Raw genomic sequence first — 26492 nt, 5'->3', positions numbered from 1 at the left:
GACAATAAACCATATTTCGGCATAATCAGGCGAGAGTGCCTGCCGCTGCTGCCATGCGCGCGAACTCGGAGCGCAGGCGTGGAGTGGCGAAATCCACGAAGGCGCGGACCTTCGGCACCGACATACGGCCCTGCGGCGCGAGTAGGTGCACCGGCAGCGGCGGGTGCTCGGCGTCGGCAAGCACGATCTTCAACCGTTCGTCGCGCACATAAGATGCGACATGGTAGGAGTAGAGCCTTGTCAGGCCGCCGCCTGCAGCAGCGGATGCGGCGGCGGCGCGAACGCTGTTGACGATGCACCGCGGCGTGAAGTGAACCGTGCGTGGGATGGAGGAGCCCTTCGCCGGCGTGAAGCTCCAGGACTCCAGGCCGAAGTTACTGAACGCGATGATCTGGTGCTTTGACAGGTCTCCGGGCTCGTCGATGCGCGGATGGCTAGCAAGATAACGAGGAGAGGCGACCACGACGCGTCGCACGTCGCCACCGAGACGGGTGGAGACATGCGAGGAGTCCGACAGGTGGCCGATACGCACGGCAAGGTCGACGCCTTCATCGACCAGATTGACGAATCGATCCAGCATGAGAAACCGCACGGAGACCGTCGGGTGAAGGTCAAGGAAGTCGTCCAGTATGGGGCGCAGCACCTCTTCGCCAAGGATCGGCGGCGCCGAAATTGTCAGCGTTCCGCGCGGGGCCGCCCGCTCGCCGCCCGCCAGCATGTCGGCTTCCTCAAGATCCACCAGCACGCGCCGACAGGCAGCCGCATAGCGTTGACCCGCCTCGCTCAGCTTCAGCGTCCGGGTCGTCCGGTGTAGCAGTTCGACACCGACATGTGCCTCCAGGAAGCTCAGGGCGCGACTGACCGCCGTCGGCGATCGTTTGAGATTGCGGGCTGCTCCGGCGAGACTGCCCTCATCGATCGCCGTCACAAACACCTTCATTGCGTCGATGCGATCCATTCTGCCGCCTCGCGGAATAGTGATTGTCCGGCGGCAAGTATTCACCCGAAATCGGCAGGAAGTAAATACGGAGAGGTGAAGCAAGACAGGTTGCGCTACCGCTCTATCTGTTGGGTAAGCCGGCAGCTGTTCAAGGTTCGATGACGAGAGCCTGGGGTGCGAAGTGCTCGCGGGTGCGAGGATAACCGGCCAAGCCGCCTCTTGCGTTCGCTCAACAAAGGGAGACTGACGATGAAGATCCTGATGGTTTTGACATCGCATGATCAGCTCGGGAATACCGGCAAGCCGACGGGCTTCTGGCTCGAGGAGTTCGCTGCACCTTACTATGTGTTCAAGGATGCGGGTGCCGAGATCACCTTGGCGTCGCCGAAAGGAGGGCAGCCGCCGATCGATCCGAAGAGCGACGAGCCAGCCAACCAGACGGAGGCGATGGCACGCTTCAAGGGCGATCCGGCAGCTCAAAAGGAGCTTGCAAACACCGTACGGCTAAGCGAGGTTAAAGCGGATGGTTTCGCCACGGTCTTCTATCCCGGTGGCCACGGCCCGATGTGGGATCTCGTCAACGACCAGGACTCGATTGCCCTGATCGAAAATTTCTACAATGCGAGTAAGCCGATCGCCTTGGTGTGTCACGCCCCCGGCGTCCTAAGAAGGGTAACCTACCAGGGGCAGCCCCTCGTCAAGGGCAAGCGCGTCACCGGCTTTGCCAACAGCGAGGAAGAGGCTGTCCATCTCACCGAGGTCGTGCCCTTTCTCGTCGAGGATGAGTTGAAGCGTTTAGGCGGGCACTACGAGAAAGCCGGCGATTGGATCGATTTTACGATTGTCGACGGGCGGCTGATCACGGGGCAGAACCCGGCTTCATCAGGCTCGGCTGCCAAGAAACTGCTGAAGCTCTTGGACGGTTGAACCCGTGGTTGGCGTCGGTTGCATTCTGATACAAATCCGGCGGAACGCGACACATCCGGGATACGTCGGACTGATCCCCTGCAGTCACCATCAACGACCAGTGCGAGCATTGGTTAACTGCAAGGGATGACAATGATCCTATTTCTGATCGCCTATCTAGCAGGGGTGCTGACCATCGTCAGCCCCTGCATTCTTCCGGTCCTGCCATTCGTGCTGTCACGAGCAGGTCAGCCGTTTACAAGAAGCATCCTGCCGATGCTGATCGGCATGATCGTGACCTTCGCGGGCGTGGCAACGCTTGCCGCGGTCGGCGGAAGCTGGGCAGTGCATGCGAACGAAATCGGCCGATACGTTGCCATTGCATTGATTGCCGGCTTCGGCGTGACGCTGCTTTCGCCGCGTATCGCGGCGGTGGTAACGCGGCCAGCCGTGGCGCTGGGCAGCCGCTTGTCGCAGCAAGCGAGCGGGAAGAAGGGGAGTGTCGGCACCTCCTTCCTTCTCGGCGTCGCAACCGGTCTTCTTTGGGCGCCCTGCGCCGGCCCGATCCTCGGACTGGTCCTCACCGGCGCCGCCCTGCAAGGGGCAAACGTGCAGACCACGCTCCTGCTGACGGCTTACGCCGCAGGTGCCGCTACCTCGCTCGCAATGGCTGTTCTTGCCGGGGAGAAGGTGTTTGCCGCGATGAAGCGATCGCTCGGCGTCGGCGAGCGTGTGCGGCAGGGCCTTGGCGTTGCCGTCCTGGTCGGCGTCACGGCCATCGCGCTCGGGCTCGATACCGGACTGCTGGCGCGTCTCTCCTATGCCAGCAGCACCGGCATCGAGCAGTCGCTGCTGGACAGGCTGCGCGGCGCTGGCGGTACTGCTGGGAAGCCGGCAGGCAATGCGATGGCACTCGCTGCGAGTGATGCGCGCAAGGGATACCAGAGCGACTTGCCGGTGCTGGGCCGCTTCCAGTCGCTTGACGGTGCTGTGGAATGGTTGAACTCGAAGCCGCTCACGGCCGAAGAATTGCGCGGCAAGGTTGTTCTGGTCGATTTCTGGACCTACTCCTGCATCAACTGCATTCGAACGATCCCTTACCTTCGGGCATGGGCGGAGAAGTACCGGGACCAGGGCCTTGTCGTGATCGGCGTCCATTCCCCCGAATTTGCCTTCGAAAAGCGGATCGACAATGTCCGTCAGGCGATCGACAAGTTCCAGATCGGCTATCCCGTCGCGATCGACAACAACTTCAAGATCTGGCGGGCATTCGGCAACAACTACTGGCCGGCTCACTATTTCATCGATGCGAAAGGCCAGATTCGGCACACGCAGTTCGGCGAGGGAGACTACGAACAATCCGAACGGCTGATCCAGGATCTGCTGGCGGACGCCGCAGGCAGCAAAAAGGTTGACACCGCTACTGTCGTGCTGAACGCCACAGGTGCCGAAGCGGCGCCCGACCTCGCGCGGCTGCAGTCCGGCGAATCCTATATCGGTTATCTCCGAGCTGCGAACTTCATCTCGCCGGAAGGGGTCGGAGCAGACGTTGCACGTGATTACACGGTGGGAAAACCAAGCCTCGATGAATGGGGTCTATCGGGCAAGTGGACCGTAGGGGGCGAGCAGGCCTCGCTTGAGCAGGTCGGTGGAGGCATCACCTACCGGTTTAGTGCACGGGATCTCCATCTCGTCCTTGGGCCTGGAACGGGCGGCAAGAAAGTCCGCTTCCAGGTGACGGTGGATGGCGCAGCGCCGGGGGTAGACCACGGCTCGGATATTGACGCCGAAGGCAACGGTACCGTTTCAGAAACGCGCCTCTACCAACTGGTGCGCCAGTCGAAAGACGTACGGGAACGGACCTTCGAGATCCGATTCCTCGATCCCGGTGTCGAAGCATTCGTCTTTACCTTCGGATGAAAGGGACAGGATCATGAAAACTCGAGAAAAAACCCGTTTGTCGCCGCTGGGTCGCATCGCGCGCCTCGGTCTTGTGGCCCTGGCGGTGATCGGTGGCGGCGGCCTTGCACTGAAATTGACTGGCGGATCGGCGCCTGAAGAGGCCAGGCCCGTTCCCCCGGCCCTGCATGACGTAGCCGCGACATCCGGAATGCAATCGCTGGTGCTTGCCGGCGGCTGCTTCTGGGGCGTGCAAGGGGCGTTTCAGCATGTTGCCGGCGTTGTGAGCGCCACGGCAGGGTATGCCGGCGGGAGTGCCGCGACTGCGACCTACGAGATAACCGAGACCGGGCAGACCGATCATGCGGAGGCGGTGGAGATCGTCTTCAATCCGAAGCAGATCACCTACGGTCAGTTGCTGCAGATCTTCTTCTCCGTGGTTCACGACCCGACGCAGGTGGATCAGCAAGGGCCCGACGTCGGGAAACAGTACCGCTCGGCGATCTTTCCGCTGAGCGACGAACAGGCAAAGGTCGCTTCCGACTACGTTGCGCAACTAGGCAAGGAAGGCGCGTTTGGTCGCCCGATTGCGACTTCAATCGAAATCGGGAAGACGTTCTATCGCGCCGAGGCCTATCACCAGGACTACGTCTACAACAATCCCAGCCAGCCCTATGTCTACATCTACGAGCAGCCGAAGATCGAAGCACTGAAGCGGCTTTTCCCGGTGCAGTACCGGGAGCGTCCAGTTCTCGTTGCAGAGCAGGCAGGCTGACTTTGGCCACAGCGATGCTGTGGGGATGTCGCCTGCGGCATATGGAGGGTCAATACAATTCGGGATCGGGGGTCGGTCGAACCAGCCCGCGCCTACACAGCGATACAGTTCTCACCGCGTCCGAACACATTCGGGATACGCGCAGCCATCAGGCTGAATTCAATCCGCTCGCCGGAAAAATCACAGCTTGCCGGGATTGGCTTAAACGGACAATGCAATTGAGGAGAAAGCAATGCGCATTCTAGTCACCACTTTTGCCATGCTTGCGTTGGCTGCCGTGCCTTGCGCCTGGGATACCGCTCCGGGTGAACCACCCCCGATCGCGGCACTCTTCTCCCGATTGTCGCCTCCAGCCGATGCTGCCTTGGTGACGACGTCGGCCGATAAAGCACTGCCCCAACGCGCGAATTACTGAGGGGATCCACGATGAAACTCTTCGAAGACAAGATTTCGTCGGCAGCATCCCGTGTCAGGATCGCGCTGGCTCTGAAAGGGCTCGACGTCGAGCGTGAGACAATCGGTATCCTCGGTGCCGATGCCATCAATCGCAAGCCCGACTATCTGCAGGTCAACCCGCAGGGGCTCGTCCCAGCTTTGCTGACGGATGAAGGCGTGCTCCTGACGCAGTCTCTCGCCATTATCGAATATCTCGATGAGCGCTACCGCGAACCTCCACTCCTGCCCGGAAAGCTTGAAGATCGCGCCTTTGCGCGGACAGTCGCCTTGGCGGTCGCCGCGGATATCCATCCGCTTCTTCCGCCCCGGGTGACTGCCTACTTAGGGGGCGTAGACCTCAGCACCGAGGACATCGCCGACTGGAGTCGCCACTGGATCCGCGTCGGACTGACGGCAGTCGATGAATTGCTCGCGCGGCGTCAGACAGGTCGATATGCCGCCGGCGATGCGCCGTCGCTGGCCGACATTTGTCTTTTCCCGCAGGCGGTAAATGCCGAACGGATTGGCCTTTCGCTCGACCAGTGGCCTCGCATCGCAGCGGTTATGGCCAGACTTCGGGAGATTCCCGCCTTTGCTGACAATGGCCCGGCCCCCCGAACCTGAGCGTCCGTGAGCTGAACATTCACCTCAGGTCGCTCAGTTATGGCCGAATGTATACCAATGTATCTCTCGACCTGATCCCTACACCGGCATTCAATTCCCGCCATCGGGCACACATTGGATATACACGCGTACCGGCTTTTACGAATGTCTTTAACGCAATCTGGAGAACATCGATGGCTGAGGAAATCAATCAACAGCGACGGCGGTTCATGGGCGTGGCGGCCCTGACTGTCGCTGCCGTGCAACTGGGCGCCATCGGGACGAGCGTTGCACAAGCGGCGACGCCGGCTGCCGTCCGCATTCCCACAATCGCGCCAGGCACCAACACGTCCTTCGGCACAATCAAGCAGATCGATGCAGGCCTGCTCAACGTCGGTTATGCCGAACTTGGAGCGAGCGACGCGCCTCCGGTCATTCTCCTGCATGGCTGGCCCTACGACATCCACACCTATGTTGACGTCGCACCGCTGCTTGCAGCGGCCGGATATCGCGTCATTGTGCCCCATCTGCGTGGCTACGGCACGACGCGATTCCTCTCCGAGAAGACGATGCGCAACGGTCAGCAGTCTGCAATTGCTTCCGATATCGTCGCGCTCATGGATGCGCTGAAGATCGAGAAGGCGCTGATCGCTGGTTGTGATTGGGGAGCCCGGACGGCCGACATCATTGCGGCTCTTTGGCCGGAGCGTTGCAAGGCGCTGGTTTCCGTTAGCGGTTATCTCATAGGCAGCCAGGAAGCCAACAAGGCGCCGTTGCCGCCGAAGGCCGAGCTTGCCTGGTGGTATCAGTTTTACTTTGCTACCGAACGCGGTCGGGAAGGCTATCAGCAATACCGGAGCGAGTTCGCCAAGCTCATCTGGCAGCTTGCGTCACCGAAATGGAATTTCGACGACGCGACGTTCGACCGCAGCGCCGCCGCCCTCCAAAATCCCGATCACGTCGACATCACCATCCACAACTACCGTTGGCGCATCAGCGCGGCCGAGGGCGAGCGGAAGTATGACGAGTTCGAAGCGCGGCTGGCCAAGTTCCCGGTCATTGGCGTGCCTGCTATCACGCTGGAAGGCGATGCCAATGGGGCGCCTCATCCGCAGCCGGAGGCGTATGCCAAGAAGTTCTCGGGAGAGTACGAACACCGGCTGATCACCGGCGGTATCGGTCACAACCTGCCACAAGAGGCGCCGCAAGCCTTTGCCCAAGCCGTGGTTGACGTCGATCGCTTCTAATCGTTTTCCCGGCGACAGCGCGGCGGTTGACCGCGACGTCCTCCGATTTCACTTTGGTTTGAATTCTGCGGTGTTCGTGGCAAATCCTACCAACCGCAGCTGTCGGCCCATAACCGCTGTTGGAGTAGTCTCGACGGGCCTATGTATCCCCGAGATCGCCAACAGGGAGGACGTTCCGCCGGGATTTCTTGATGGGTACCGCGAGGTCGCCTGGAGCCGGAGACCGTCATCCGTCTCCTCAGGGACGTTGCGATGAGGACGGATATCGTCGGCTTGGCCATCACCTGGTACATCTCAGGGGACGCCATCCAGAAACGGCAGTTCTTGGCGGGACTCCCTGATACGCGGATGACCGTTGTTGAGCGGCGGCGGCCGTCAAGGGCTGCCGCTTTTTCCACAGTGCCGACGGTGCGTAATTCAAGCCGCCGTTTGATTGATGGCGATTTCGGCCACAAGGCCGCCGCCGTCCCGATTGCGCAGCGTCAGCGATGCACCGATCGCGGTCGCCAGCTGTACAGCAATGGCGAGGCCAAGCCCGGTTCCGCCGGTGTCGCGATTACGCGACTGCTCAAGGCGGAAGAATGGCTTGAGGACGGCTTCCAGCTGGTGATCGGGAATGCCGGGCCCATGATCCATCACCCTGATGACGATGGCCTCGTCGGCCCGACGTTCCACTTCGATCTCAGCGCTGCCGCCGAACTTCAGCGCGTTGTCGATGAGATTGGCCAGAACGCGCCTCAAGGCGTGCGGCCGTGTCATGATCGCGCCGCCACGCATCTCCGTTATCGCAACGTCCTTGCCGGTGTCCTGATAATCGTAGACAAGGCTCTCGATGAAGGAAGACAGGTCGATGCGCGAGGCTTTCTCGACATTGCCATGGGCGCTGCGAGCATAGGCGACACCTTCCTTGACGAGGCGTTCGATCTCGGCGAGATCCTGCATCAACTTGTCTCTATCACCGAAATCCTCGGCCATCTCAGCCCTGAGCTTCATACGCGTGATTGGTGTTTGCAGATCGTGCGATATGGCCGCGAGTATCTGTACGCGCTCCTCGAGATATTGGGCGATGCGCTCGCGCATTGCGTTGAAGGCGGTTGCGGCATAGGCGACTTCGCTTGGCCCTGTCTCGCTGAGGCGAGGGGCCTTCACATTCGGATCGAGCGTGTCCGCGGCTCTTGCGAGATTGACGAGAGGGCGAATGGCCTGGTGCACGGCAAACCAGCTGCAGAGCACCAGCAAGGCGAGTTGTGTGACGAGCACATAGGGCAGCCAGTCGGCGAGAGGCATGACGCCAGCGGGATTGACGTCGATCGTCAAGGGCGTGCCATCGCTGAGGGCCAAATGCGCCTGGAGGCGAAAGTTCGGGCCGGGGATGGTTTCGACCGTGATCGGATATTTCGGCCCGATCGCCGCCCGAATTTTGGCGGCAAGTTCGGTGCTGCGCGCGTCGAACGCGGGCTGTCCCGGCAAGCCCGGCCCAAGAACAAATCTGTAGCTTCCCCGATCAAGGCGATCGAGCCAGTCCGCGCGCTCATCCGGTCGGAGGCGATCAAGGATGGCGATCGAGGTCGAGATATCGTTTTCGAGGGTGTTGAACATCACCGACTTTGCCGCCGTATAGCGCTCGAAGAACAGCACCGTGAACGACATGGCATGCGCGATCGCGAGACCCGCAAGCAGGATAAGAAATAGCCGCGCTCCGAGAGTGCGCGGCCACAGACGAAATCCATTCAGAAGGGCGTGCGTCGCCATCAGCGGGCCTCGGTGATCTCGATCGGCATGGAAAAGACATAGCCCTCGCTGCGGACCGTCTTGATGTAGGTCGGCTCTCGGGCATCGTCGCCGAGGCGCTGGCGGACACGGCTGACGAGAAGGTCGATCGAACGGTCGAAAAGCTCAGCGTCGCGGCCCTGCGTCAGGTTGAGAAGCTGGTCGCGGTTGAGCACGCGCTGGGGATGGTCGATGAAGACGCGCAGCAGGCGATATTCGGCGCCGCTGAGTGCGATCACCGTTCCATCAGAATCGACGAGATGGCGTGCCGTCGTGTCGAGCTTCCACTTGCCGAATCTCAGCAGCTGGCCGGCTTCCGACACCTGCAGATTGGGGGGCAACATCCGGGTGCGCCGAAGGACAGCCTTGATGCGGGCCAGCAATTCGCGCGCCGAAAATGGCTTGGCGAGGTAGTCGTCCGCACCCATCTCGAGACCGATGATGCGATCCATTTCGTCGGTGCGGGCCGTCAGCATGACGATGGGAATGGCCTTGTGTCGGCCGGCACGCAACTCGCGGCTCAGAACGAGGCCGTCGTCGCCGGGCATCATAACATCCAGGATGATGAGATCGACTGAATTTGCTTCGAGGAAGGAACGCATATGCCGCCCGTCGGCAACGGCGGTGACGCGCAGGCCATTCTTCTGCAGGTAGCTCGATACGAGCTCCCTTATTTCGCGATCGTCATCGACGATCAGGATGTGGTCGATGTGCTCCATCGCGCGATCTTCCTTGTTGCACTGTTAGTGACGCCCTTGATGTATCCGCCGTATGTTTGCGGCATCCGGGCTTGCATGTTGCCGTATCCTGCGGTTCGTTGGATACATTCGGATACAATGTCTGCATTTTGAAAGGCTGTCCGATCGAACCCATGGCGGGCCGGCAGCCGAAGCCGCGATCACGAGTTCGGGCGGTGATCGCCCTCTTTGATTGCGACGTCTATCAAAGCACATTCCAAATGGCGAGGTAGATCAATACAAACTTCGATGTCGATAATGACCCGAAAGCTGCCGTCGACGGCATTCTCTGCAATATCGGAGTTCCGTCGATAGTGCGCTTCGCCGCTCTATCAATGGCTCATCAGCAGGGGAACAGTGGCATGCGACAGCAGGCGATAGGTGACGCGGCCGAGAAGCAATTCGAGCAGATAGCCGTGCTTGAACGCGCCGATCAGAATGCAGGTCGCGTTCACCGATGCTCCAAAGTCGAGAATCGTGTTGCCGACCGAGCGGCCTGTTGACGAGGTCACGACGATCTCGGCATCGAGTCCCAGCTGACGGCAGATTTGCCTCGCGGTGGTCTCGTAGTGCCTGTTCGGCTTGTCGTCGACGCAGAGGACGGTGATGCGGTTGGCGGCAAGGAGCCAGCGCCTTGCTGCAACCATTGTGCGCCGCGCGTGGTCATGCGGCTTCCAGCCGATCAGGACATGGTCCAACAGACGTCCGCGGTAGCCACCGGCCGGTGGGACGAGCACAAGCTTGCCTTCATGAAAAAGGACATTGTGAAAGACATCACGCGCATCGAGATTGCCCCTGTAGGGCGCGATGACAAGCGACGCATTCTGACAGACGTCGCCCACGCAGCGGCGCAGGTCACCCTGGCAATCGCCGAGCACTAGGCTCTGCCGGTGAGGAGCGCCGAGTTTCCATTCGCCGAAGAGCCGCTTGACGTGCTCGAACCGCTCGTGCGTCGATCCTTCCTCGAGGTCCCGCAGCATCTGCAATTCGATTTCCTCAGCCGACACAAGCATCGCCAGTGGGTCGGCACCGATATGTACGGCGGCGATGCTATCTTGCACGGCATCGGCCGCGTCGTCGGCCAGATCGAGGCAGGACTGTGCCGAGGCTGGATCGGGCAGCAGCACGATAATATCGGCATCCTGGGTGAGGTCACGAACGTTACGCGGCGCTGCGCCTGGGCTAGGTGCGTTGAAGCCTTGTGACCGATTTTGGTGATCGCTGGTTGTCGTGGTCAAGCTGGCCCTCCTTCTTGGATCGGCCTCGCAAAGTTACTCGGGAATAATACGCCAATATGGTCGTTGTTGAAATCGTCTCGGCAGACGAAGGCCGACCTATTTGAGAATTCGTCGGCTGGATGAGCGTCGCATCATAGGCTGCGGGATATCGATGGTGATGTTTCTGGCGGTCTTGCGCCCTGATCGCGACCTGTTAGAATTTTGGGTTGCCAAGCTTTTGTGTTGGCTGCATTTTTGGGTTCCCTCTGGCTTGTATGCGGTGCGCGATGGAGAGGACAGTTGTCTCTAGGCTGAGTTACGGCGCGGAGCCCGGATTGCGCTTCGCCCTGCTCTTGGATGGGCAGGGCGGCTGCAGGCAGCTGGACATTGCCCAAGCACGACGATGGAAGCCGGACGATGGGATCATCTGGCTGCATTTGGAGCGAGACCATGCAGCGGCGGCCGATTGGGTCAAGGGGGAAAGTGGCCTCGATAGCTTCGTGACGGAAGCGCTTCTGGAAGAGGAGACGCGGCCGCGCGTCGAGCCAGTCGACGATGGCCTGTTGATCATCCTTCGCGGCGTATGTGCGACTGCGCCGGACGAAGAGCCGGAGAAACAGACCGACATCGATCTCGTGCCGCTTCACATGTGGGTCGACGCCAACAAAGTCATCTCGCTACGCGACAGCGGCCATTACATCACCGCACTTCGCGACATTCGCCTGGCGCTAGAAAAAGGCAAGGGCCCGCATCGCACCGGGGATCTTTTGGCGCTGATCGGCGACAAGCTCGTCCGTGACCTGGAGCCCGTACTAGACTCCATGGATGAGGAGGTGGACGAACTTGACGAAATGATCTTTCACGGTGAGGCAAGCGAGGTCCGCGAGCGCCTCAAGCTCTTGCGCCGGCGCTCCGTGCAGCTTCGCCGCTACCTTGCGCCGCAACGCGATGCTTTGAACCGCATCGAGCATGATGACGCACCATGGCTGTTTGAACGCGACAAGCTGCGGATGCGCGAGGTGATCGACAAGCTGATGCGCTTCATTGAATACCTCGACGCTATCCGCGACCGCACGGGCATCCTGCACGACGACCTCTCGACGGTGATCAGCGAGCGCATTGCGCGCAACTCCAACCGGCTGGCGGCGCTGGCGGCGCTGCTGCTGCCGCCGAGCGTGGTGGCCGGCTTGTTCGGGATGAACGTCGGAGGCATTCCGGGGGTCAACGACACCTGGGCGTTCGTCATCATCGTCGTGTTTGTGACGGTCACATCGGTAGCGACGCTCTGGCTGCTTCGGCGGATCGGCTGGCTTTAGCCAGCCATCCGCCGTCCCGTAATCCCTTGCCGTCAATTGGCTGCGAAGCAGTAGAACAGGCCGTCACCTCCGGTCCCGTTGAAGGCCTTGACCGTGCAGCCGCCGCGTGTCGCGTGCGAGGAATTCCATGATTTGGCTTCCGCGGAGTCGTTCAGGCCCGTTCGGTCGCTGTGACCTACGATCGCGGCACCCTCTTCGCCGCCCATCGTCCAGTTGCCGCATGTTTCGGGCGCGGCAGTACCGTCGGCTTTCGAGCCGGTCAGGATGTCGTGTCGGTTCGGCGTATCGCCGCGGCCACTAATGACTTCACCCTTCTCGTTCAGGGCGGTCTGCTTGGTCAGGTTGTTTTTGTCGCTGTGCAGCGAGGCCACGTCGTCGGCGACTTTTTCGCCCTTGGCGTTGTGCCACGGCCCGGAACCGATGCGATCCTTTGCGTTTTCAGCGTCGGTAGACAGATAGGCTTTCCAGGTCTTGCCGGTCACGCCGGCGGCCGTGGCAAGCGTATTGCAGTATGCGTCGGCACCGGCGAGGCCGCCAAGATCGCCGCCCTTGCCCGGATTTACACTGGTCACGAAGAAGCTCATGGAGGTGTCTTGAGCATGGACCCCAACTGCTGAAAAGGCCAAAGCGGCCGCGATATAGGCAAACCTACGTCTCATGGCGTCTCTCCCTGGTTGAAGTTCTAGCGAGGCGAAGCGTATTGCAGGTAAGTGCCGGCGTAAAATCGAAATCGCGTGATGGGTCACTGTAGCTGGATGGTCAGAAGCTGGATGGTCTGAAGCGGCTACGGCCCCATTACCCTGGGCTTCGGCTTCATTTCGCGGTGCGTCGCCGATGTGCGAGCCTTACCCCAGGCTTCAGTCACGTCGCCGTGATTTCAACCAAGCGTTCTTGACAATGAATTCGCGCGGCAAATATCTGTGATCTCTGGCTTCAGACGCAAGGCCCAGCTCAGCATGATCGACACGCGCTTTTCGACTGCTTTACAGATTGTCATCAGTGTGGCCGTCAACGACGAGGCAAATCTGCGCACCACAAGCCGATCACTTGCGCAAGGGCTCGATACAAGCGCCAGCTTCGTGCGCAAGCTGCTGTTGCCGCTCAATGAAGGCGGCATCCTCGCCACCGCCCAGGGCGGCAAGGGCGGCATTCGCTTGGCACGAGCGCGCGACCAGATATTGCTCAGCCAGATCTATGCTGCCGTGACTGGCGACAAGAAGATCTGGGAGACCCGGCACGACATTCCGCATGAGGGCCTTGTGGGCGAGAATATCGGCGATCTCTCGGAGTTTCTTTGCGATCGAGCCGAGCAGGCCGTCGTCGACATGCTTGGTTCGGTGACCATCGAAGACAGCGTGGCGGAGCTACGCCGCCTCGAGGCGCAGAAAGCTGCCGGCCATCCGCAGCCGGTGGACGCCGGCCTCGTGCGCGATCGCCACGCCGCCGAATAGCTTCATCCTCAAAATGAAAGGGGCGGCCCGGGCAGGGAACCCGAGCCACCCCTCCTAACTGATCGGAGGTCAATCTGATCAGAAACGTCAAGCGCCGCGCCGCGCTGCCTCGCCGCGCAACTATAGCCGCAGAGAGAGGCGAAAACGCGGCGCCGCTTCTGATTAGAATGCGCGCTGGAGGCGGAAGAAGCCCGACGTTACGTCGTTGCCCTGGTCCGGATCGAGGTAATTCACGGTCGCCTTGGCATAGAGGTTGTCGACGATCTGATAGTCAACCGTCAGACCAACCTTCCAGGCGTCGTTGTTGTCGTTGAAATCGCCAGCGACGATGCCGTAGTTGCCGTAGTACTGGGCGGCTGGGGTGATCTTCAGCTTGTCGGTAGCGTTGATGGCGTATTCAGCGGCGATAGCCCATTCGGCAGCCTGATAGTAGGAGTTCGGGCCGCTGGAGTAGACGCCTGCGAGGCCGAGGGTGCCTGGGCCGATAGCGACGGTACCCATGGCGCGAACGGCGCCTTCTTCGTTGTCGGTGTCGTAGCCGGCCGTGATCTGGTAGCCGAATACGCCGGCCTTGCCGCCGATGCCGATTGCTACGCCAACGTTGTTCGGCTGTTCGCCGGCGCTGTAGTAGCCGTCTTCCAGCTCGTCAACGCTGATGCCAGCGTAGAAGTTGTCGGCTTCGTACTGATAACGGATCGAGTTATGCAGCGTAACCTTGCTGCCGATGTCGTCCGTTTCGCCAGACAAGCCATCGTCCCACCAGCTGTAGAACAGACCGGCGCGGATGCCGGCGATGTCGATGTAAGCCGAGTCGAGCTTTGCGATCTGTCCGGACGCATTGTCGGCGTTTGTCTGAAGAACGATGACACCCGTCAGCGGACCGTATTCGGTGTCGCTCTTGGCAGTGAACTGGAGCTGACCGCGGGTAACGGCATCCCAGTCAGAGGTGCCGGAAGTGGAAGCGCCGCCCGTTACAGCATTAGGGGAAGCGTTGACTTGGAATCGGATGTAACCGCTGATCTTCAGGCAGGTTTCCGTGCCCGGGATGTAGAAGTAGCCGCTGCCGTAAGCGTCGCAGACGCGGACGTATTCAACCGGTTCCGGTTCAGCAGCAACGATAGCGTCAGCAGCCTGCGCGCTCGAGACAGCAGCCAAGGCTGCCGCCGAGCTCATGAGGATCATCTTAATGTTCATAATCAGTCCAATCTTCTGTCGATTGGGCACAGGTCATCATTGCCGAAGCCGGCTCTACCTACCCCAAATTGTTTCGTACAAGCCCTTGCGGGAAACGCGGTACGTCCGCGGCGCCAAATTACATTTCCGATTAAATGTATCAATAATAGATACAGTCAAAATTGAGTTTTGCTGCAAGGCGGAAATCCGGTGTTGCACAAAGGCAACTGTCGATTCTTGCGCAAGGATGCGTTTGCTACCGCAGGCTATAACTGATTGTTACTAAACACGTTTTTGTAGTTGATGTTATCCGGATAACAATGTTGCGCCGCAGCATTTCGTCATGCGGTTGCGTACATCCTTTCTTCAGTCGCGTGCCGGAATCATCGTAAAGCGCGCCTCATTGGATTCGCTTTATCTGTGAGCGCGGCCACCACGGGATCACCGGAGTCGAGCCTGAGAACGCCATGCTCGTCGATCAAGTATTCCAGCAGATTTCTCAATCCATCACTGAAGTGCCGGCTCGCCTCGGCAGCCTCGTCGCTCGCAAGTATCGTGGAGCCGATGATTCGAATGCCGAAGACGTTGATGGTTTCGTCGGTTCGCGTCAGCGCGCAATTCCCGCCATTTTCGGCAGCGAGATCGACAACGACCGTTCCCGGCCTCAGCCGCGAAAGCATGTCCTCGTCAAACAGTACGGGGGGAGTTTGACCGGGAATCACGACGTTGGTCGTGATCAATTGCATCTTGGACAGAGGAACGGAAAGCTCGTGGCGAAGCCGTGCCAACTCCGAGGACATGCCGAGGAATTTGGCACCGAGCCGTTCGATTTTCTCCTGCGAATCCTTGGCAAGGCTGAAGCCATGGGTCAAGGCGCCGAGGCGGCGCGCGGTGGCCAGTGCCTGCAGGCTTGCAGCGTCGCTGCCCAAAGCGGCCATTTTGACCGGCCGGACAAAGCTTCCGTCCACCATCAGCATCGGATGCGAAATGCCGAACTGCCTGGCCGCTTCCAGCACGGCGGCGTGGCCGGTAATTGTTGCCTGCCTCGATGAAATGTCCGCACCCTTGATGCCCTGCATCCCGGCAAGCCTGGCAACGTCGAGATGGAGCGGCCGTTGTCCAGCTGGCACACCGGCCACCGGTGCTGCGTTCGAGCCAAGGAAAATCAGAACCGCTGTCGCTGGGAAAATCCGCGTGGCTGCCGGTTGTCGCACACTGACGAATATATCCGATGAGGACACCATGTCAGCGAACTCGGCGGGCTCGGCCCCCGCGACGATATAGGCGTCGTCGGCGTGGCCAGCGCCGACGCCGCAGCCGCGCTCGAAACGAATCGACATACGCTCGGAAAGGCGCCGCACATCGTCCGGCGTCAACGCAACGCGACGCTCACCGGGATGTGTTTCCCGAAGCAGCCCGGCGCGGACGCGGATAAGGTTAGACATTCATCGCTCTGGAAGAGGGTAAATCGAACTGTGGCGCGCGAGCGATATAGGCTGGTTCTTCCATAGTTTTATGACAGTTTTGTAATTTTTATTTGGGCAGTTTCGCGGGCTTTCCCTTTTCGCAACTGTTGGTAAGCCCTTCATTTTACAGGATACTGTTTGCAGCTTGCATGAGCGATGTCGAATAAGGCTGTTCGCAGTGCGAGATCAGGTTTTGCCTGGAGGCATTTGGATGTAATGGTCAGTCATGAGGTGCTTGGCTGCTGGAGGCATTGGTGAATTTCTATTCGGTTTATGATCAAGGTTTTGTCCGCGTTGCGGCCTGTACGCCGAATTGCGAGATCGGCGATCCCGATTTCAATGCACAGGCAACATTGGAGCTGGCGCGCCAGGGACATGCCGAGGGCGTTGGCCTCATGGTGTTCCCCGAACTCGGGATCTCGAGCTACGCGATCGACGACCTTTTGGGGCAGGACGCGCTTCTCAAGGCTGTGGATGCTGCGATCGCCGAGGTTGTCCGCGCAAGTCGCGATCTCACGCCGGTACTTCTAGTCGGTGCGCCGCTGCAGACCGGCGGGCGGCTCTACAATTGCGCTGTCGCCATTCATGCGGGCCGTGTTCTCGGTGTCGTTCCGAAGATGCACCTCCCGAACTATCGCGAGTTCTACGAGAAGCGCTGGTTCGCGTCCGGACGAAGCGTCCGCGGCGAAAGTATTCGTGTCGCCGGCGAGAAGGTGCCATTCGGCACGGATCTCATCTTCGCAGCCGAGGATATGGACGATTTCGTTTTCCATATCGAGATTTGCGAAGATCTCTGGGCTCCGGCGCCACCAAGCGATTTCGGCGCGCTGGCAGGTGCGTTGATCCTCGCCAACCTTTCGGCCAGCAACATAACGGTTGGAAAGGCCGACACGCGCAAGCTTCTGTGCTCGGCGCAATCGGCGCGCAGCCTGTCGGCCTATGTCTATTCGGCCGCCGGCCCGGGCGAATCAACGACTGATCTCGCATGGGATGGTCAGGCCTGCATCTACGAACTTGGCAGCCTCCTTGCCGAAACCGATCGCTTCCCGACGACGTCGCAGATGTGCGTGGCAGATATCGATGTCGAGCGGTTGCGGCTCGAGCGGTTGCGGACCGGCACGTTCAATGATGCGGCGACGCTCAACCTTACGGCGGGGTATGAATTCCGGTGGGTAGCGTTCCAGTTCAGGAAGCCGAAAGGCGATATCGGCCTGAAGCGCGACGTTGCGCGCTTCCCCTTCGTGCCGGCTGATGAAAGCCGCCTCGATCAGGATTGCTACGAAACATTCAACATCCAGGTGCAGGGGCTGATGAAGCGGCTGCGCTCGACGGGCATCAAGCGGCTTTGCATCGGTATTTCGGGCGGTCTCGATTCCACCCATGCGCTGCTCGTTGCGGTGCGCGCCTTCGACCAGCTCGGCTGGCCGCGCTCAGACATTCTTTGTTTCACCATGCCGGGATTCGCGACGGGCGACGCAACCAAGTCGAACGCCTGGGCGCTGATGCGGAGCATGGGCGTCACCGCGGAGGAAGTCGACATAAGGCCGTTGGCGCTGCAGTTGTTGAAGGACCTGAAGCATCCATTCGCAGGTGGCAAGCCGGTCTACGATACGACCTTCGAAAATGTTCAAGCCGGCCTGCGCACGGACTTCCTGTTTCGTGCCGCAAACCAGCGCAATGCGCTGGTGCTCGGTACGGGAGACCTGTCGGAAATCGGTCTCGGATGGTCGACCTACGGCGTCGGCGACCAGATGAGCCACTACAACGTCAATGCATCGGTGCCCAAGACCTTGATCCAGCACCTGATCCGCTGGGTGATCCGTTCCGGTGATTTCGATGCGGAAGCAAATGCGACATTGGAGAGTATTCTTGGCACGCTGATTTCGCCCGAACTGGTTCCCGCCGATGAGAACGGCGTCATGCAGAGCACGGAGGACAAGATCGGGCCATATGATTTGCATGACTTCGCGCTTTACTACACGACGCGTTTCGGCCTTCGCCCATCGAAGATCGCCTTCCTCGCCTACAATGCCTGGCGGGATGCCGAGGCAGGCGTCTGGCCGCCGCATTTCCCTGCCGACAAGCGCCGCAGCTTCGATCTGCCTGTGATCAAGCACTGGATGGAGGTTTTCCTGTTCCGGTTCTTTACGATCAGCCAGTTCAAGCGGTCGGCATCGCCGAATGGCCCGAAAGTGACGTCTGGCGGTTCGCTGTCTCCACGTGGGGATTGGCGTGCACCATCAGACGGTAACGCCCGGATATGGCTGAAGGAATTGAAAGCCAATGTTCCTGACGTAAAGGGCTAGGCCAAAGAGTGCCTTGCAAAAGCGGCGCATCGCGGCAGATAAGATCCAGGAGAACACTGAGGGAGCGGTGAAAAACGTGACGGATGAACCTTGTCCATCTGAAGATCTCCCCCGCTACGAGATCCGTCAGGAATTGCGTGGAAGGTGGACGATCATCGATACCTTGACGTCGCTGCCGGCGGCAACGGACGGAAGGGATTTCGTCGGCCTCAGCAAGAGGGATGCAGAGGACATCGCTCGCGAACTGAACCTCAGCGTCGCCCAAGGCCGCGATCCTCTGATCTGATCTCCGCGCCGCCCCCGAAGCAAAACTCGAACTGAGCCAACCCTTCACGTCATCCATTTCCGGTGCTCCGCAAAGCGTTCCGCGAGCAGGTCAATGAACAGGCGAACTTTCGTCGGCAGGTGACTGCGGTTCGGATAGACGGCGTTGATGCTGAACTCGACGGCGCGATAGTCGGGCATCATCGGGATGAATCTTCCGGAGGCGATGTCGTCGAACACAACGAAACTCGGCGCCAGGAAGATGCCCTGGCCCGTCGTCGTGAGGTGCCGTAGCGTCTCGGCGCTGTTCGATACGACGTTGCCGCCGATCTTCACGCTCGCCTGGGCGCCATCGGCGCCTTCGAAGCGCCACTCGTCTCCGTAGGGGTAGTAGGTATATTGCAGGCAGTTGTGGTTGGCCAAATCCGCCGGTATCTGCGGCATCGGATGGCTCTCAAGATAGTTTGGCGAGCAGACGAGGAGGTGCCTCCACGGTGTCAGCTTCCTGACGACGAGGCTTGAATCCGGCGGCGGCACGGTGCGGATCACCAGGTCGTAACCTTCCTCGACCATATCGATCATGCGCTCCCCGACATTCAAGTCGAGGGCGATCGAGGGGTAAAGTTCGAGATACTCGCTGACAACGGGCAACAGGAAACGGACGATGGCTGCGCTGGTATAGACCTTGAGCGTACCGCGCGGTGTCGAGCTCATCGCTCCGGCGGTGTTGTCGGCTTCCTCGAGGTCGGCCAGGATCTGGGCCGAGCGTTCGTAGTAATATTTACCGGTTTCCGTGAGGCTGACCTTGCGTGTCGTGCGGTTGAGTAGCCTGACGCCCAGCCTATCCTCCAGGGACTGCACGTGGTTGCCAACCATTGTCACCGACATGTTGAGACGGCGCGCCGCCGCGGAAAAGCCGCCGCACTCCACCACGCGACCAAAGACTGTGAGGCTTGTCAGCCTGTCCATTGCGTTCCCCGATTATCCGCTCTGAGTTGATGATCCTTCCTGATTTAAGCAGATTATCAGAACGCGTGTAACAACGCATTGTCCGTCTCATCGCGTTAGGCCTCGCGACGAGGCAAACCACTGGAGAAGGACAATGGTCGAATTACCTCGCAAGGAAGCGTTCGAGGCTGCCGGCGGCCCCGAGGTAGCACGGGTCACCGAAGCCCCGGCTGCGCCGGCCGCGGATGTCGCCCCTGCCGTCGAAGCCAAAGGCCAGAACAGCCGCAAGATCGTCAAACGGACGATCGTTGCGGCTGCGCTTCTTGCCGGTGTCGCGTTTGCAGTCGACTATGGTTATCACTATTGGACGGTAGGCCGCTTCATCGAATCCACGGACGATGCCTATGTGAAGGCTGACTATACGACGGTTGCGCCGAAGGTCTCCGGTTACGTTGCCGAAGTTCTTGTCAACGACAACGATGCGGTGAAGGCTGGCCAGGTGCTCGCCAAGATCGATGATCGCGACCATCAGGCCGCATTGTCCCAGGCCAAGGCCGACGTCAAGGCTGCCACAGCAGCCTTAACGAATCTCGATGCGCAGATCGAACTGCAACAATCGATCATCGGCCAAGCCAGGGCGACGATCGATGCATCACAGGCGACGCTGGATTTTGCCCGTTCCGATGCGGCCCGCTCGCAGCGGCTGATCACCAACGGCGCCGGGACCCAATCGCGGGCCGAACAGAGCCAGTCTCTTCGCGACCAGGCGCAGGCGGCGCTTCAGCGAGACCAGGCTGCACTGGTTGCCACAGAAAAGAAGATTCCGGTGCTTCAGACTGAGCGCGATCAGGCTGTCGCCCAACGCGACCGCGCAGCCGCTGCCCAGCGTCAGGCAGAGCTCAATCTTTCCTACACACAGATCGTTGCGCCGGTTGACGGCACCATTGGCGCCCGCACCATTCGAGTCGGACAGTTTGTCACTTCGGGCACACAACTGATGGCCGTCGTGCCGCTGCACTCCGTCTATGTCGTCGCCAACTTCAAGGAAACACAGCTGACCAACGTCCGTGCCGGGCAGCCTGTCGAGGTCAAGGTCGACAGTTTCCCCGATGTGGAAATCAAGGGCCATGTCGACAGCATTTCGCCGGCGAGCGGATTGGAGTTCTCGCTGCTGCCACCTGACAATGCGACCGGTAATTTCACCAAGATCGTCCAGCGCATCCCGGTCAAGATCGTCATCGACGATGAGGCAATGAGCGGTTTGTTGCGCGCGGGAATGTCCGTCGAGCCCGAAATCGACACCAAAGCCGCCACCCGGTAGGTCGTCCTCTGCGGGAAGGATTATCCAGCCTGACTGGATGATCCTTCCCTCCTTTCCCGAATTATCAGCCGAACCTCGTCATGAGATTGTTTTCCGCAGAGCCGGAAGGAGAAACGTCATGGCTACTCTTCAGATCGTCGCCAACAATTCGAGCCGGTATCCTGCGGCCGCAGCGGCTTCGAATCCTGCTGTCGCGATGAGCGCCTTGCGCATGTGGAGCGCGGTTGTCGGTTCGACGCTCGGCGCGTTCATGGCCGTCCTCAATATCCAGATCGTCAACGCTTCGCTCGCGGATATCCAGGGGGCGATCGGCGCAGGCAAGGACGATGGCGGCTGGATTTCGACTTCCTACCTCATCGCGGAGATCGTGGTTATCCCTCTCAGCGCCTGGCTCGCTCAGGTCTTTTCTGTGCGTAAATATCTTCTGACCAACGCCGTTCTCTTCCTGATATTCTCGGTCGCCTGCGCTTTCGCAACGAACCTCCAGCAGATGATCGTGCTGCGTGCTATCCAGGGCTTTGCTGGCGGTGTCCTGATTCCGATGGCGTTTACCATCATTATCACGCTGCTGCCCAAGCCCAAACAGCCGATCGGTCTGGCGCTCTTTGCGCTCTCGGCGACCTTCGCTCCGGCCATCGGGCCTACCATCGGTGGATATTTGACTGAGAACTTTGGTTGGCAGTTCATCTTCTACGTCAACCTGGCGCCCGGCTTGCTGATGCTGGGAATGCTCTGGGCTTCGCTCGATCGCGCTCCAATGAAACTGGGCCTGCTCGCCAAGGGCGATTGGCCCGGCATCATCACCATGGCAATTGGCCTTGCCGCCATACAGACGGTGCTGGAGGAGGGCAACAAGGAGGATTGGTTCGGATCGGACTTCATCGTCCGGCTGTCGGTCATCGCTGTCGTCTCGTTGACGCTGTTTCTCATTATCGAGCTGAAGACGGCTCATCCGCTCCTAAACCTCAGGCTTCTCGTTCGTCGCAACTTCGGCTTCGGCATTGTGGCGAACGTCCTTCTCGGGGTCGCCCTTTATGGCTCTGCCTTCGTTCTTCCAATCTATCTGTCGCGCATCCAAGGGTACAACTCTGAACAGATCGGCATGGTACTCGCCTGGACGGGCATCCCGCAGCTGCTGTTGATCCCGCTGGTGCCCCCTCTGATGAAACGCTTTGACGTCCGTCTACTGATCGCGGTCGGTTTCTCGCTGTTTGCCGCGTCGAACTTCATGAACGTCCACATGACCGGAGACTATGCGAGCGATCAGCTCTTCTGGCCAAATGTCATTCGCGCCGTCGGACAGGCGCTTGTGTTCGCGCCGCTCTCGGCCATCGCCACGGCAGGCATCGAACAGGAGAACGCGGGCTCAGCTTCCGCGCTCTTCAACATGATGCGCAACCTCGGGGGCGCTGTCGGCATCGCCAGCCTGCAGACCTTCCTGACCAAGCGCGAGCAGTTTCACTCCAACATCCTGACCAACTCGGTCAGCGTTTTTGAAGAAGCAACACGGGATCGCGTCGCAAAACTGACGGCCTACTTCATGAACCACGGTGCCAGCGATCAGGCCGTTGCCACGCACAAGGCCGTCGTCGCCATCGCGCTCAAGCTCCGCAAGCAGGCCAATATCATGGCCTTCAGCGACACATTCTTTCTGCTCGGTGTCGCATTGCTCGTCGCACTGCTTGCAACGCTCCTGCTGAAGAAGCCGGGCCATCTGTCCGGGGGCGGCGCCCACTAGCGCCTCCGCCCGTTTCCGGGAGAAATGCCATGAACCGTATCGTCCAAATGGAAGAAACCGAAACTCGGGTGATGAGGGGCGACCGCGCAGCGGGTTCCACCGGCTCTCTGCTTTCGTTGATCGAGTGGCTCTCTGGCGATGAATGCCACGCCGTCGATGAGCCCGGTCTGATCTCCGCCCTTGGTCGCCGCCTGCGGGTGCTTGGTCTGCCGATCGATCGCTTGACGCTTCACCTCATGACGCTTCATCCGGAGCTTATCGGCCGAACGCTTGCCTGGGCTCCGGGCGATCCAGTCGAGATTCACGATCGCGAGCATGGTGTGCGCCAAATTTTTGCCAATAGCCCGCTGCGCAAGGTCATGGACAGCCGTGAGCCGCTTGTTGTCGGGTCTGGCGACAGCGCCCACGGACGCTGGCAGGACATCGATGTCTTTACAGGTCGTGGGCTCCAGCAATTGATGATCGCGCCGCTCTGCAATGCCGATGGGCCAGTGAGCGCGGTCGCCTTCGGTACCCGGCGGGCGGGCGGCTTCACGCCAGCTGAAATCCAAGTTCTGGAGCGGATCCTGCCGGCGTTGCGCAACACCTGCGAGCTGCGGGTGATGCGTCAGGTCGAACTCAGCCTGCTCGATACCTATGTCGGCCCCCTGACGGCCCAGCGCATCCTTGCCGGGCAGATCCGACAGGGCGAAATCGAATCCATTGAGGCAGCGCTGCTGCTTTGCGACCTGCGTGGCTTTACCGAGATATCGAACCAGCTCCCCAGCGACAGGGTGCTCGAGTTGCTGAACGCCTACTTTGACAAGGTGATTCCACCCATCACGCGCGAGGGGGGCGAAGTGTTGAAGTTCATGGGCGATGCGGTTCTTGCGTTCTTTCCAGGGTACGATGCGGGCCGCAGCAGCGCGTCGGCATTGATCGCGGCCAGGGACATCCTGCGTGAAATTGACGGGTTCGAGTTCGACGAAATTGCTCTCAATGTCGGCATCGCCCTGCACCACGGCGAAGTCAGCTACGGAAATATCGGCTCCGGCCGTCGCCTCGATTTCACGTTGATCGGCCCCGATGTGAATCTGGTCAGCCGCATCCAGACGGCGTGCGGAGATCTTCGCGTCCCGCTCCTGATGTCCGACACTTTCCGGAAAGAGGCGCGGGCCCAAGCCGTCTCGGCCGGCTGGCACACACTCAAGGGGTTCACGCAGAAGGTGGAGCTATTTTGCTTGCCGGAGCCGTGAATCTAGCCGAGGCTCCCGGCAAAACGCTCAGCCAGCCGATCCTTCTGGAAGCGGTCGGTGATGAAGTCGATGAAGGCGCGGGTCTTTGCCGGCAGCAGGGTCCGATTTGCATAGTAGAGGGAAATCGGCCCGGCATCGGCATACCAGTTCGGGATCAGACGGACGAGCTCGCCACGTTCGAGATAAGGCAGGGCATCTGCGGTCGCGATCATGGCAACGCCAAGACCGAAGAGGGCGAGATGACACATGGCCACGGGATCGTTGACAACGATCTCTTCGGACAGTGCGGCAGGCATCTCTTCGCCGGCGACGTTGCGCATTACCCATTGACGGACACGGCCAGTGCTGCTGGACCGCATGACGATTCCGTCGAGCGCAGAAAGCTTGGCCGGATCGAATGGCGGGACGCGATCCTTCATGTATACAGGGGAGGCGACGGCAATGAGATGAGCGGGCGCAAGCGTGCGCGCGATGACACCGGCCGTCAGCTCGAAACCGCCACCGATCGCGGCATCATAGCCTTCGGCAATGAGATCGACCGGGCGGTTCTCGAACATCCATTCCGGGCGAACAAGCGGATAGCGTTTCAGGAAATCCGGAAGCAACGGCAGGACATAGCCGGTGCCAAAGGCCGGGCTCATGCTGATCTTGAGAACGCCGGACGGTTCGCCTTGATCCGTTGTCACGGCAGCAATAGCACTCTGCAGGTTTTCCAGATCATCGCGGATGGCGGCGAAGAAGCGTTCACCGGCTTCGGTCAGTGTGAGCTTGCGCGTGCTGCGCTGAAACAGGCGAACACCGAGATTGGCCTCGAGCGTCGCGACATTGCGGCTGACGGCTGCAGGCGTGATGGAAAGCCGGCGCGCTGCAGCGGAAAATCCGCCGAGTTCAGCGCTGCGGACAAAGGACTCCAGATTTGCCAGCGTTTCCATCGGATTTTCAACGGTTGCTTGAAACCGAGAAAGACTATTGCGCCGTGAAATCGAGCGCAAGCGCCGACATGTCTACAGCCGAGCGGAAGGCGAATATAAACTATATAAATAATAGCTATTTGTTGTGTGTTCACGCTTTTGGCGTTATTTGCTGAATAATGGGGATGGAGTACTGGGGGCGTAAGGCAAAAGAAAATGCTGACGAAAAAGGGAAAGTATGGTTTGAAGGCGCTGGTCGACCTGGCGCGGCTCGCGCCCGGTGAAACTGCCTTCATCAACGACGTTGCTTCGCGCAACAACATTCCGAAGAAATTCCTCGACACAATTCTCTTGGAATTGCGAAATGTCGGCATTCTTCGATCGAAGAAGGGCCCGGGTGGCGGTTACTCGTTGTCGCGCCCAGCATCCGAAATTCGGATCGGTCATGTTATCCGTACACTCGATGGCCCGTTGGCACCTATTCGCTGCGCCAGCCGAACGGCCTTTGAAGCCTGCGACGACTGTTCCGATCCCGAGAACTGTCAGGTGCGGCGCTCCATGACCGAGGTCCGGGACGCGATCGCCGACATTCTCGACAACATGACGCTCGAGCAATTCGTCGCATCCGGCAACAAGCTGGGCGATGCCGACGAAGAAGCGGCTCTCTCGGTCGCCAACTAGGCGTTAGTCGCCGAAATAGTGCGCTGCCGCCGCTCGGTAGAGATCGTCAGCGGCCGCGTCGTTCGCGCGAATGCGTGCGTTTCTCCAATGTCGATCGAGATTGCGGCCGATGCTTGTCGCTGCGTTGCCCGACAGTTCGAACAGTGCGTTGGCGACATCAAGGGCCGTCCGGCTTGCGGTGATCTTGGCGGCGGACGCAGAGAAGAACGCGGTATCAACCGTGCCGGCGGACGGGCCGACCTGGGAAAAATCGAGTTTACCGCCGGCACTTTCGACAAGTGCGGCAGTCGCTTGCACGGAGAGTGCAAGCTTGCCGATGCTGACTGAGCGCGGGGACTCCCGAAGGTTGGCGAGCGCGGCTCGAGCAATACCGAGGTCCGTGCCTGCATGGAGCAGAGCAGCCAGGGCCGAAGCCGTAGTGTGACGTTGCGGTCCATCGTCCGTTGCCGCCTTCGCGTCGCCGGTGACGCCCTGGGCGACGGCCGTGCCGGCACCATTCGTCCTCTGCCCGAAACCATCCCAGTCATCGACGATTTGCAGGCCTTCGCTCTCGCGGGCAAGATAGAAGCGAACCCGCTCGCCCTCGGCATCGATTGCGTCGGCCACGATCCAATCGACGAAGAGAAGGCCAGGGGACCGCAGGCTCCGTCCCGTCAGCTCATAAGTGGCGCCAAGCGGACTGGCAGCACCCACTTGGTCAAAGGCCGTCGCCGTGAAGTGATCACCGGCCAGCGCGCGAGCGAAGAGCAAGTCTCTTCGCTCTTCGCTCGGGTCGTTCCGGAGCTGTTCGAGAACCGCGAAATGATGCTCAAGGCACTCGGCAATCGAAGAATCGCCCTCGGCGATGATGGCGACGATCTCGCCGAGAAGTGCGTTGGCGACATCCAGCCCCTCGTTCTCCGGGGGAACTGTGACGGCTGTCAGTCCCGACTGAAAAAGGGCGTCGAGTTCTGCGCGAGGAAAGACCCGATTGATATCCCGCTCGCTCGCCTGCAGCGCGAAGTCGGCAGCAAGGCGGCGTGCGGTCGCTATCGCCTCTTCCTCGCTTTCGATACGGTGCGCTGCGGGTCTTGTCCGGTCATGAAACCGCGATACGGTTCCCATCACTCCTCCCATCCGTTGTGCCTCTAGGATTGATGGATCGCAGGTGCAA

The 26492-nt window shown here is 60.2% G+C and carries 24 protein-coding genes; 14 read left to right on the top strand and 10 right to left on the bottom strand.

The genetic code is table 11. The features are described 5' to 3' along the window. Nucleotides 1-25: 25 nt before the first annotated feature. The gene (locus FHX09_RS23710) at nt 26-958 is read right to left on the bottom strand and encodes a LysR family transcriptional regulator (protein ID WP_132592995.1); all 933 of its coding nucleotides are present in this window, start codon (nt 956-958) and stop codon (nt 26-28) included. A gap of 231 nt (nt 959-1189) precedes the next feature. On the opposite strand from FHX09_RS23710, the gene FHX09_RS23705 reads away from it, so the two are divergent. From FHX09_RS23705 to FHX09_RS23680, 6 genes are all read left to right on the top strand, one after another. Further along, on the top strand, nt 1190-1867 hold the full coding sequence (locus FHX09_RS23705; protein ID WP_132592993.1) for a type 1 glutamine amidotransferase domain-containing protein: 678 nt from the start codon (nt 1190-1192) through the stop codon (nt 1865-1867). 132 nt (nt 1868-1999) lie between these two features. Continuing rightward, a complete protein-coding gene (locus tag FHX09_RS23700) occupies nt 2000-3766 on the top strand; it encodes a cytochrome c biogenesis protein DipZ (RefSeq protein ID WP_132592991.1) in 1767 nt (588 codons plus the stop codon). Nucleotides 3767-3779: 13 nt separating this feature from the next. After that, entirely contained in the window at nt 3780-4520 is a 741-nt protein-coding gene (gene msrA / locus FHX09_RS23695) for a peptide-methionine (S)-S-oxide reductase MsrA (RefSeq protein WP_132592989.1), read from the top strand. 232 nt (nt 4521-4752) lie between these two features. Next, nucleotides 4753-4935 (top strand): hypothetical protein, encoded by a 183-nt coding sequence (locus tag FHX09_RS23690; protein ID WP_132592987.1) that lies wholly within the window; start codon nt 4753-4755, stop codon nt 4933-4935. 11 nt (nt 4936-4946) lie between these two features. After that, nucleotides 4947-5579: a maleylacetoacetate isomerase gene (maiA, locus tag FHX09_RS23685; RefSeq protein ID WP_132592985.1), complete on the top strand. Its 633-nt coding sequence runs from the start codon at nt 4947-4949 to the stop codon at nt 5577-5579. Between the two features lie 173 nt (nt 5580-5752). After that, a complete protein-coding gene (locus FHX09_RS23680) occupies nt 5753-6805 on the top strand; it encodes an alpha/beta hydrolase (RefSeq protein WP_132592983.1) in 1053 nt (350 codons plus the stop codon). A 417-nt stretch (nt 6806-7222) separates the two neighbouring features. Here the strand turns inward: FHX09_RS23680 and FHX09_RS23675 are convergent, their stop codons facing one another. The 3 genes from FHX09_RS23675 to FHX09_RS23665 all read right to left on the bottom strand — a co-directional run bounded on the left by FHX09_RS23675 (nt 7223) and on the right by FHX09_RS23665 (nt 10550). Continuing rightward, a complete protein-coding gene (locus FHX09_RS23675) occupies nt 7223-8557 on the bottom strand; it encodes a HAMP domain-containing sensor histidine kinase (protein WP_132592981.1) in 1335 nt (444 codons plus the stop codon). Further along, on the bottom strand, nt 8557-9294 hold the full coding sequence (locus tag FHX09_RS23670; RefSeq protein ID WP_184450742.1) for a response regulator: 738 nt from the start codon (nt 9292-9294) through the stop codon (nt 8557-8559). The genes FHX09_RS23675 and FHX09_RS23670 overlap by 1 nt, the downstream gene beginning before the upstream one ends. Nucleotides 9295-9644: 350 nt before the next feature. Then, nucleotides 9645-10550, bottom strand: a complete 906-nt coding sequence (locus FHX09_RS23665; protein WP_183722150.1) for a universal stress protein — start codon at nt 10548-10550, stop codon at nt 9645-9647. Nucleotides 10551-10816: 266 nt separating this feature from the next. On the opposite strand from FHX09_RS23665, the gene FHX09_RS23660 reads away from it, so the two are divergent. Further along, the gene (locus FHX09_RS23660; RefSeq protein WP_132592977.1) at nt 10817-11845 is read left to right on the top strand and encodes a CorA family divalent cation transporter; all 1029 of its coding nucleotides are present in this window, start codon (nt 10817-10819) and stop codon (nt 11843-11845) included. A 32-nt stretch (nt 11846-11877) separates the two neighbouring features. On the opposite strand, the gene FHX09_RS23655 is transcribed toward FHX09_RS23660, so the two are convergent. Next, nucleotides 11878-12504: a hypothetical protein gene (locus FHX09_RS23655; protein WP_132592975.1), complete on the bottom strand. Its 627-nt coding sequence runs from the start codon at nt 12502-12504 to the stop codon at nt 11878-11880. 297 nt (nt 12505-12801) lie between these two features. On the opposite strand from FHX09_RS23655, the gene FHX09_RS23650 reads away from it, so the two are divergent. Further along, entirely contained in the window at nt 12802-13296 is a 495-nt protein-coding gene (locus FHX09_RS23650) for an Rrf2 family transcriptional regulator (protein ID WP_132592973.1), read from the top strand. A 162-nt stretch (nt 13297-13458) separates the two neighbouring features. On the opposite strand, the gene FHX09_RS23645 is transcribed toward FHX09_RS23650, so the two are convergent. Both FHX09_RS23645 and FHX09_RS23640 read right to left on the bottom strand, forming a co-directional pair. Beyond that, nucleotides 13459-14490 carry a porin gene (locus FHX09_RS23645; RefSeq protein ID WP_132592971.1) on the bottom strand — a complete coding sequence of 344 codons (1032 nt, stop codon included), beginning with the start codon at nt 14488-14490 and terminating at the stop codon, nt 13459-13461. 362 nt (nt 14491-14852) lie between these two features. Continuing rightward, nucleotides 14853-15914: an NAD/NADP transhydrogenase subunit alpha gene (locus FHX09_RS23640; RefSeq protein WP_132592969.1), complete on the bottom strand. Its 1062-nt coding sequence runs from the start codon at nt 15912-15914 to the stop codon at nt 14853-14855. Nucleotides 15915-16189: 275 nt separating this feature from the next. On the opposite strand from FHX09_RS23640, the gene FHX09_RS23635 reads away from it, so the two are divergent. Together FHX09_RS23635 and FHX09_RS23630 are read left to right on the top strand one after the other, a co-directional pair. Continuing rightward, the gene (locus FHX09_RS23635; protein ID WP_184450741.1) at nt 16190-18241 is read left to right on the top strand and encodes an NAD(+) synthase; all 2052 of its coding nucleotides are present in this window, start codon (nt 16190-16192) and stop codon (nt 18239-18241) included. A gap of 13 nt (nt 18242-18254) precedes the next feature. Further along, complete coding sequence (locus tag FHX09_RS23630) at nt 18255-18527, top strand: hypothetical protein (RefSeq protein WP_210294262.1); 273 nt, start codon at nt 18255-18257, stop codon at nt 18525-18527. Between the two features lie 44 nt (nt 18528-18571). On the opposite strand, the gene FHX09_RS23625 is transcribed toward FHX09_RS23630, so the two are convergent. Continuing rightward, nucleotides 18572-19474, bottom strand: a complete 903-nt coding sequence (locus tag FHX09_RS23625; protein ID WP_132592965.1) for a LysR family transcriptional regulator — start codon at nt 19472-19474, stop codon at nt 18572-18574. A gap of 133 nt (nt 19475-19607) precedes the next feature. Here FHX09_RS23625 and FHX09_RS23620 point away from each other — a divergent pair, with 133 nt between their 5' ends. The 3 genes from FHX09_RS23620 to FHX09_RS23610 all read left to right on the top strand — a co-directional run bounded on the left by FHX09_RS23620 (nt 19608) and on the right by FHX09_RS23610 (nt 23747). Continuing rightward, nucleotides 19608-20774, top strand: a complete 1167-nt coding sequence (locus FHX09_RS23620; RefSeq protein WP_184450740.1) for an HlyD family secretion protein — start codon at nt 19608-19610, stop codon at nt 20772-20774. A gap of 118 nt (nt 20775-20892) precedes the next feature. Beyond that, the gene (locus tag FHX09_RS23615) at nt 20893-22512 is read left to right on the top strand and encodes an MDR family MFS transporter (RefSeq protein WP_184450739.1); all 1620 of its coding nucleotides are present in this window, start codon (nt 20893-20895) and stop codon (nt 22510-22512) included. Nucleotides 22513-22559: 47 nt separating this feature from the next. Further along, the gene (locus tag FHX09_RS23610) at nt 22560-23747 is read left to right on the top strand and encodes an adenylate/guanylate cyclase domain-containing protein (protein WP_245505526.1); all 1188 of its coding nucleotides are present in this window, start codon (nt 22560-22562) and stop codon (nt 23745-23747) included. 2 nt (nt 23748-23749) lie between these two features. On the opposite strand, the gene FHX09_RS23605 is transcribed toward FHX09_RS23610, so the two are convergent. Next, the gene (locus tag FHX09_RS23605) at nt 23750-24679 is read right to left on the bottom strand and encodes a LysR family transcriptional regulator (protein WP_132592957.1); all 930 of its coding nucleotides are present in this window, start codon (nt 24677-24679) and stop codon (nt 23750-23752) included. A 195-nt stretch (nt 24680-24874) separates the two neighbouring features. Between FHX09_RS23605 and FHX09_RS23600 the strand changes: the two genes are divergently transcribed. Then, nucleotides 24875-25339, top strand: a complete 465-nt coding sequence (locus tag FHX09_RS23600) for an Rrf2 family transcriptional regulator (RefSeq protein WP_132592955.1) — start codon at nt 24875-24877, stop codon at nt 25337-25339. Nucleotides 25340-25342: 3 nt separating this feature from the next. Here the strand turns inward: FHX09_RS23600 and FHX09_RS23595 are convergent, their stop codons facing one another. Next, nucleotides 25343-26443: an acyl-CoA dehydrogenase family protein gene (locus FHX09_RS23595; RefSeq protein ID WP_184450738.1), complete on the bottom strand. Its 1101-nt coding sequence runs from the start codon at nt 26441-26443 to the stop codon at nt 25343-25345. Between the last annotated feature and the right edge of the window lie 49 nt (nt 26444-26492).

Source organism: Rhizobium sp. BK538, assembly GCF_014197575.1.
GTDB lineage: Bacteria > Pseudomonadota > Alphaproteobacteria > Rhizobiales > Rhizobiaceae > Rhizobium.
This window is presented reverse-complemented; position numbering and strand designations above follow the sequence as displayed.

Bases quoted from the DNA above. Each gene is read 5' to 3' on its own strand.
- FHX09_RS23710 (WP_132592995.1), bottom strand. From the start codon at position 958: ATGGATCGCATCGACGCAATGAAGGTGTTTGTGACGGCGATCGATGAG.
- FHX09_RS23705 (WP_132592993.1), top strand. From the start codon at position 1,190: ATGAAGATCCTGATGGTTTTGACATCGCATGATCAGCTCGGGAATACC.
- FHX09_RS23700 (WP_132592991.1), top strand. From the start codon at position 2,000: ATGATCCTATTTCTGATCGCCTATCTAGCAGGGGTGCTGACCATCGTC.
- msrA (WP_132592989.1), top strand. From the start codon at position 3,780: ATGAAAACTCGAGAAAAAACCCGTTTGTCGCCGCTGGGTCGCATCGCG.
- FHX09_RS23690 (WP_132592987.1), top strand. From the start codon at position 4,753: ATGCGCATTCTAGTCACCACTTTTGCCATGCTTGCGTTGGCTGCCGTG.
- maiA (WP_132592985.1), top strand. From the start codon at position 4,947: ATGAAACTCTTCGAAGACAAGATTTCGTCGGCAGCATCCCGTGTCAGG.
- FHX09_RS23680 (WP_132592983.1), top strand. From the start codon at position 5,753: ATGGCTGAGGAAATCAATCAACAGCGACGGCGGTTCATGGGCGTGGCG.
- FHX09_RS23675 (WP_132592981.1), bottom strand. From the start codon at position 8,557: ATGGCGACGCACGCCCTTCTGAATGGATTTCGTCTGTGGCCGCGCACT.
- FHX09_RS23670 (WP_184450742.1), bottom strand. From the start codon at position 9,294: ATGGAGCACATCGACCACATCCTGATCGTCGATGACGATCGCGAAATA.
- FHX09_RS23660 (WP_132592977.1), top strand. From the start codon at position 10,817: ATGGAGAGGACAGTTGTCTCTAGGCTGAGTTACGGCGCGGAGCCCGGA.
- FHX09_RS23655 (WP_132592975.1), bottom strand. From the start codon at position 12,504: ATGAGACGTAGGTTTGCCTATATCGCGGCCGCTTTGGCCTTTTCAGCA.
- FHX09_RS23650 (WP_132592973.1), top strand. From the start codon at position 12,802: ATGATCGACACGCGCTTTTCGACTGCTTTACAGATTGTCATCAGTGTG.
- FHX09_RS23645 (WP_132592971.1), bottom strand. From the start codon at position 14,490: ATGAACATTAAGATGATCCTCATGAGCTCGGCGGCAGCCTTGGCTGCT.
- FHX09_RS23640 (WP_132592969.1), bottom strand. From the start codon at position 15,914: ATGTCTAACCTTATCCGCGTCCGCGCCGGGCTGCTTCGGGAAACACAT.
- FHX09_RS23625 (WP_132592965.1), bottom strand. From the start codon at position 19,474: ATGGACAGGCTGACAAGCCTCACAGTCTTTGGTCGCGTGGTGGAGTGC.
- FHX09_RS23620 (WP_184450740.1), top strand. From the start codon at position 19,608: ATGGTCGAATTACCTCGCAAGGAAGCGTTCGAGGCTGCCGGCGGCCCC.
- FHX09_RS23615 (WP_184450739.1), top strand. From the start codon at position 20,893: ATGGCTACTCTTCAGATCGTCGCCAACAATTCGAGCCGGTATCCTGCG.
- FHX09_RS23610 (WP_245505526.1), top strand. From the start codon at position 22,560: ATGGAAGAAACCGAAACTCGGGTGATGAGGGGCGACCGCGCAGCGGGT.
- FHX09_RS23605 (WP_132592957.1), bottom strand. From the start codon at position 24,679: ATGGAAACGCTGGCAAATCTGGAGTCCTTTGTCCGCAGCGCTGAACTC.
- FHX09_RS23600 (WP_132592955.1), top strand. From the start codon at position 24,875: ATGCTGACGAAAAAGGGAAAGTATGGTTTGAAGGCGCTGGTCGACCTG.
- FHX09_RS23595 (WP_184450738.1), bottom strand. From the start codon at position 26,443: ATGGGAACCGTATCGCGGTTTCATGACCGGACAAGACCCGCAGCGCAC.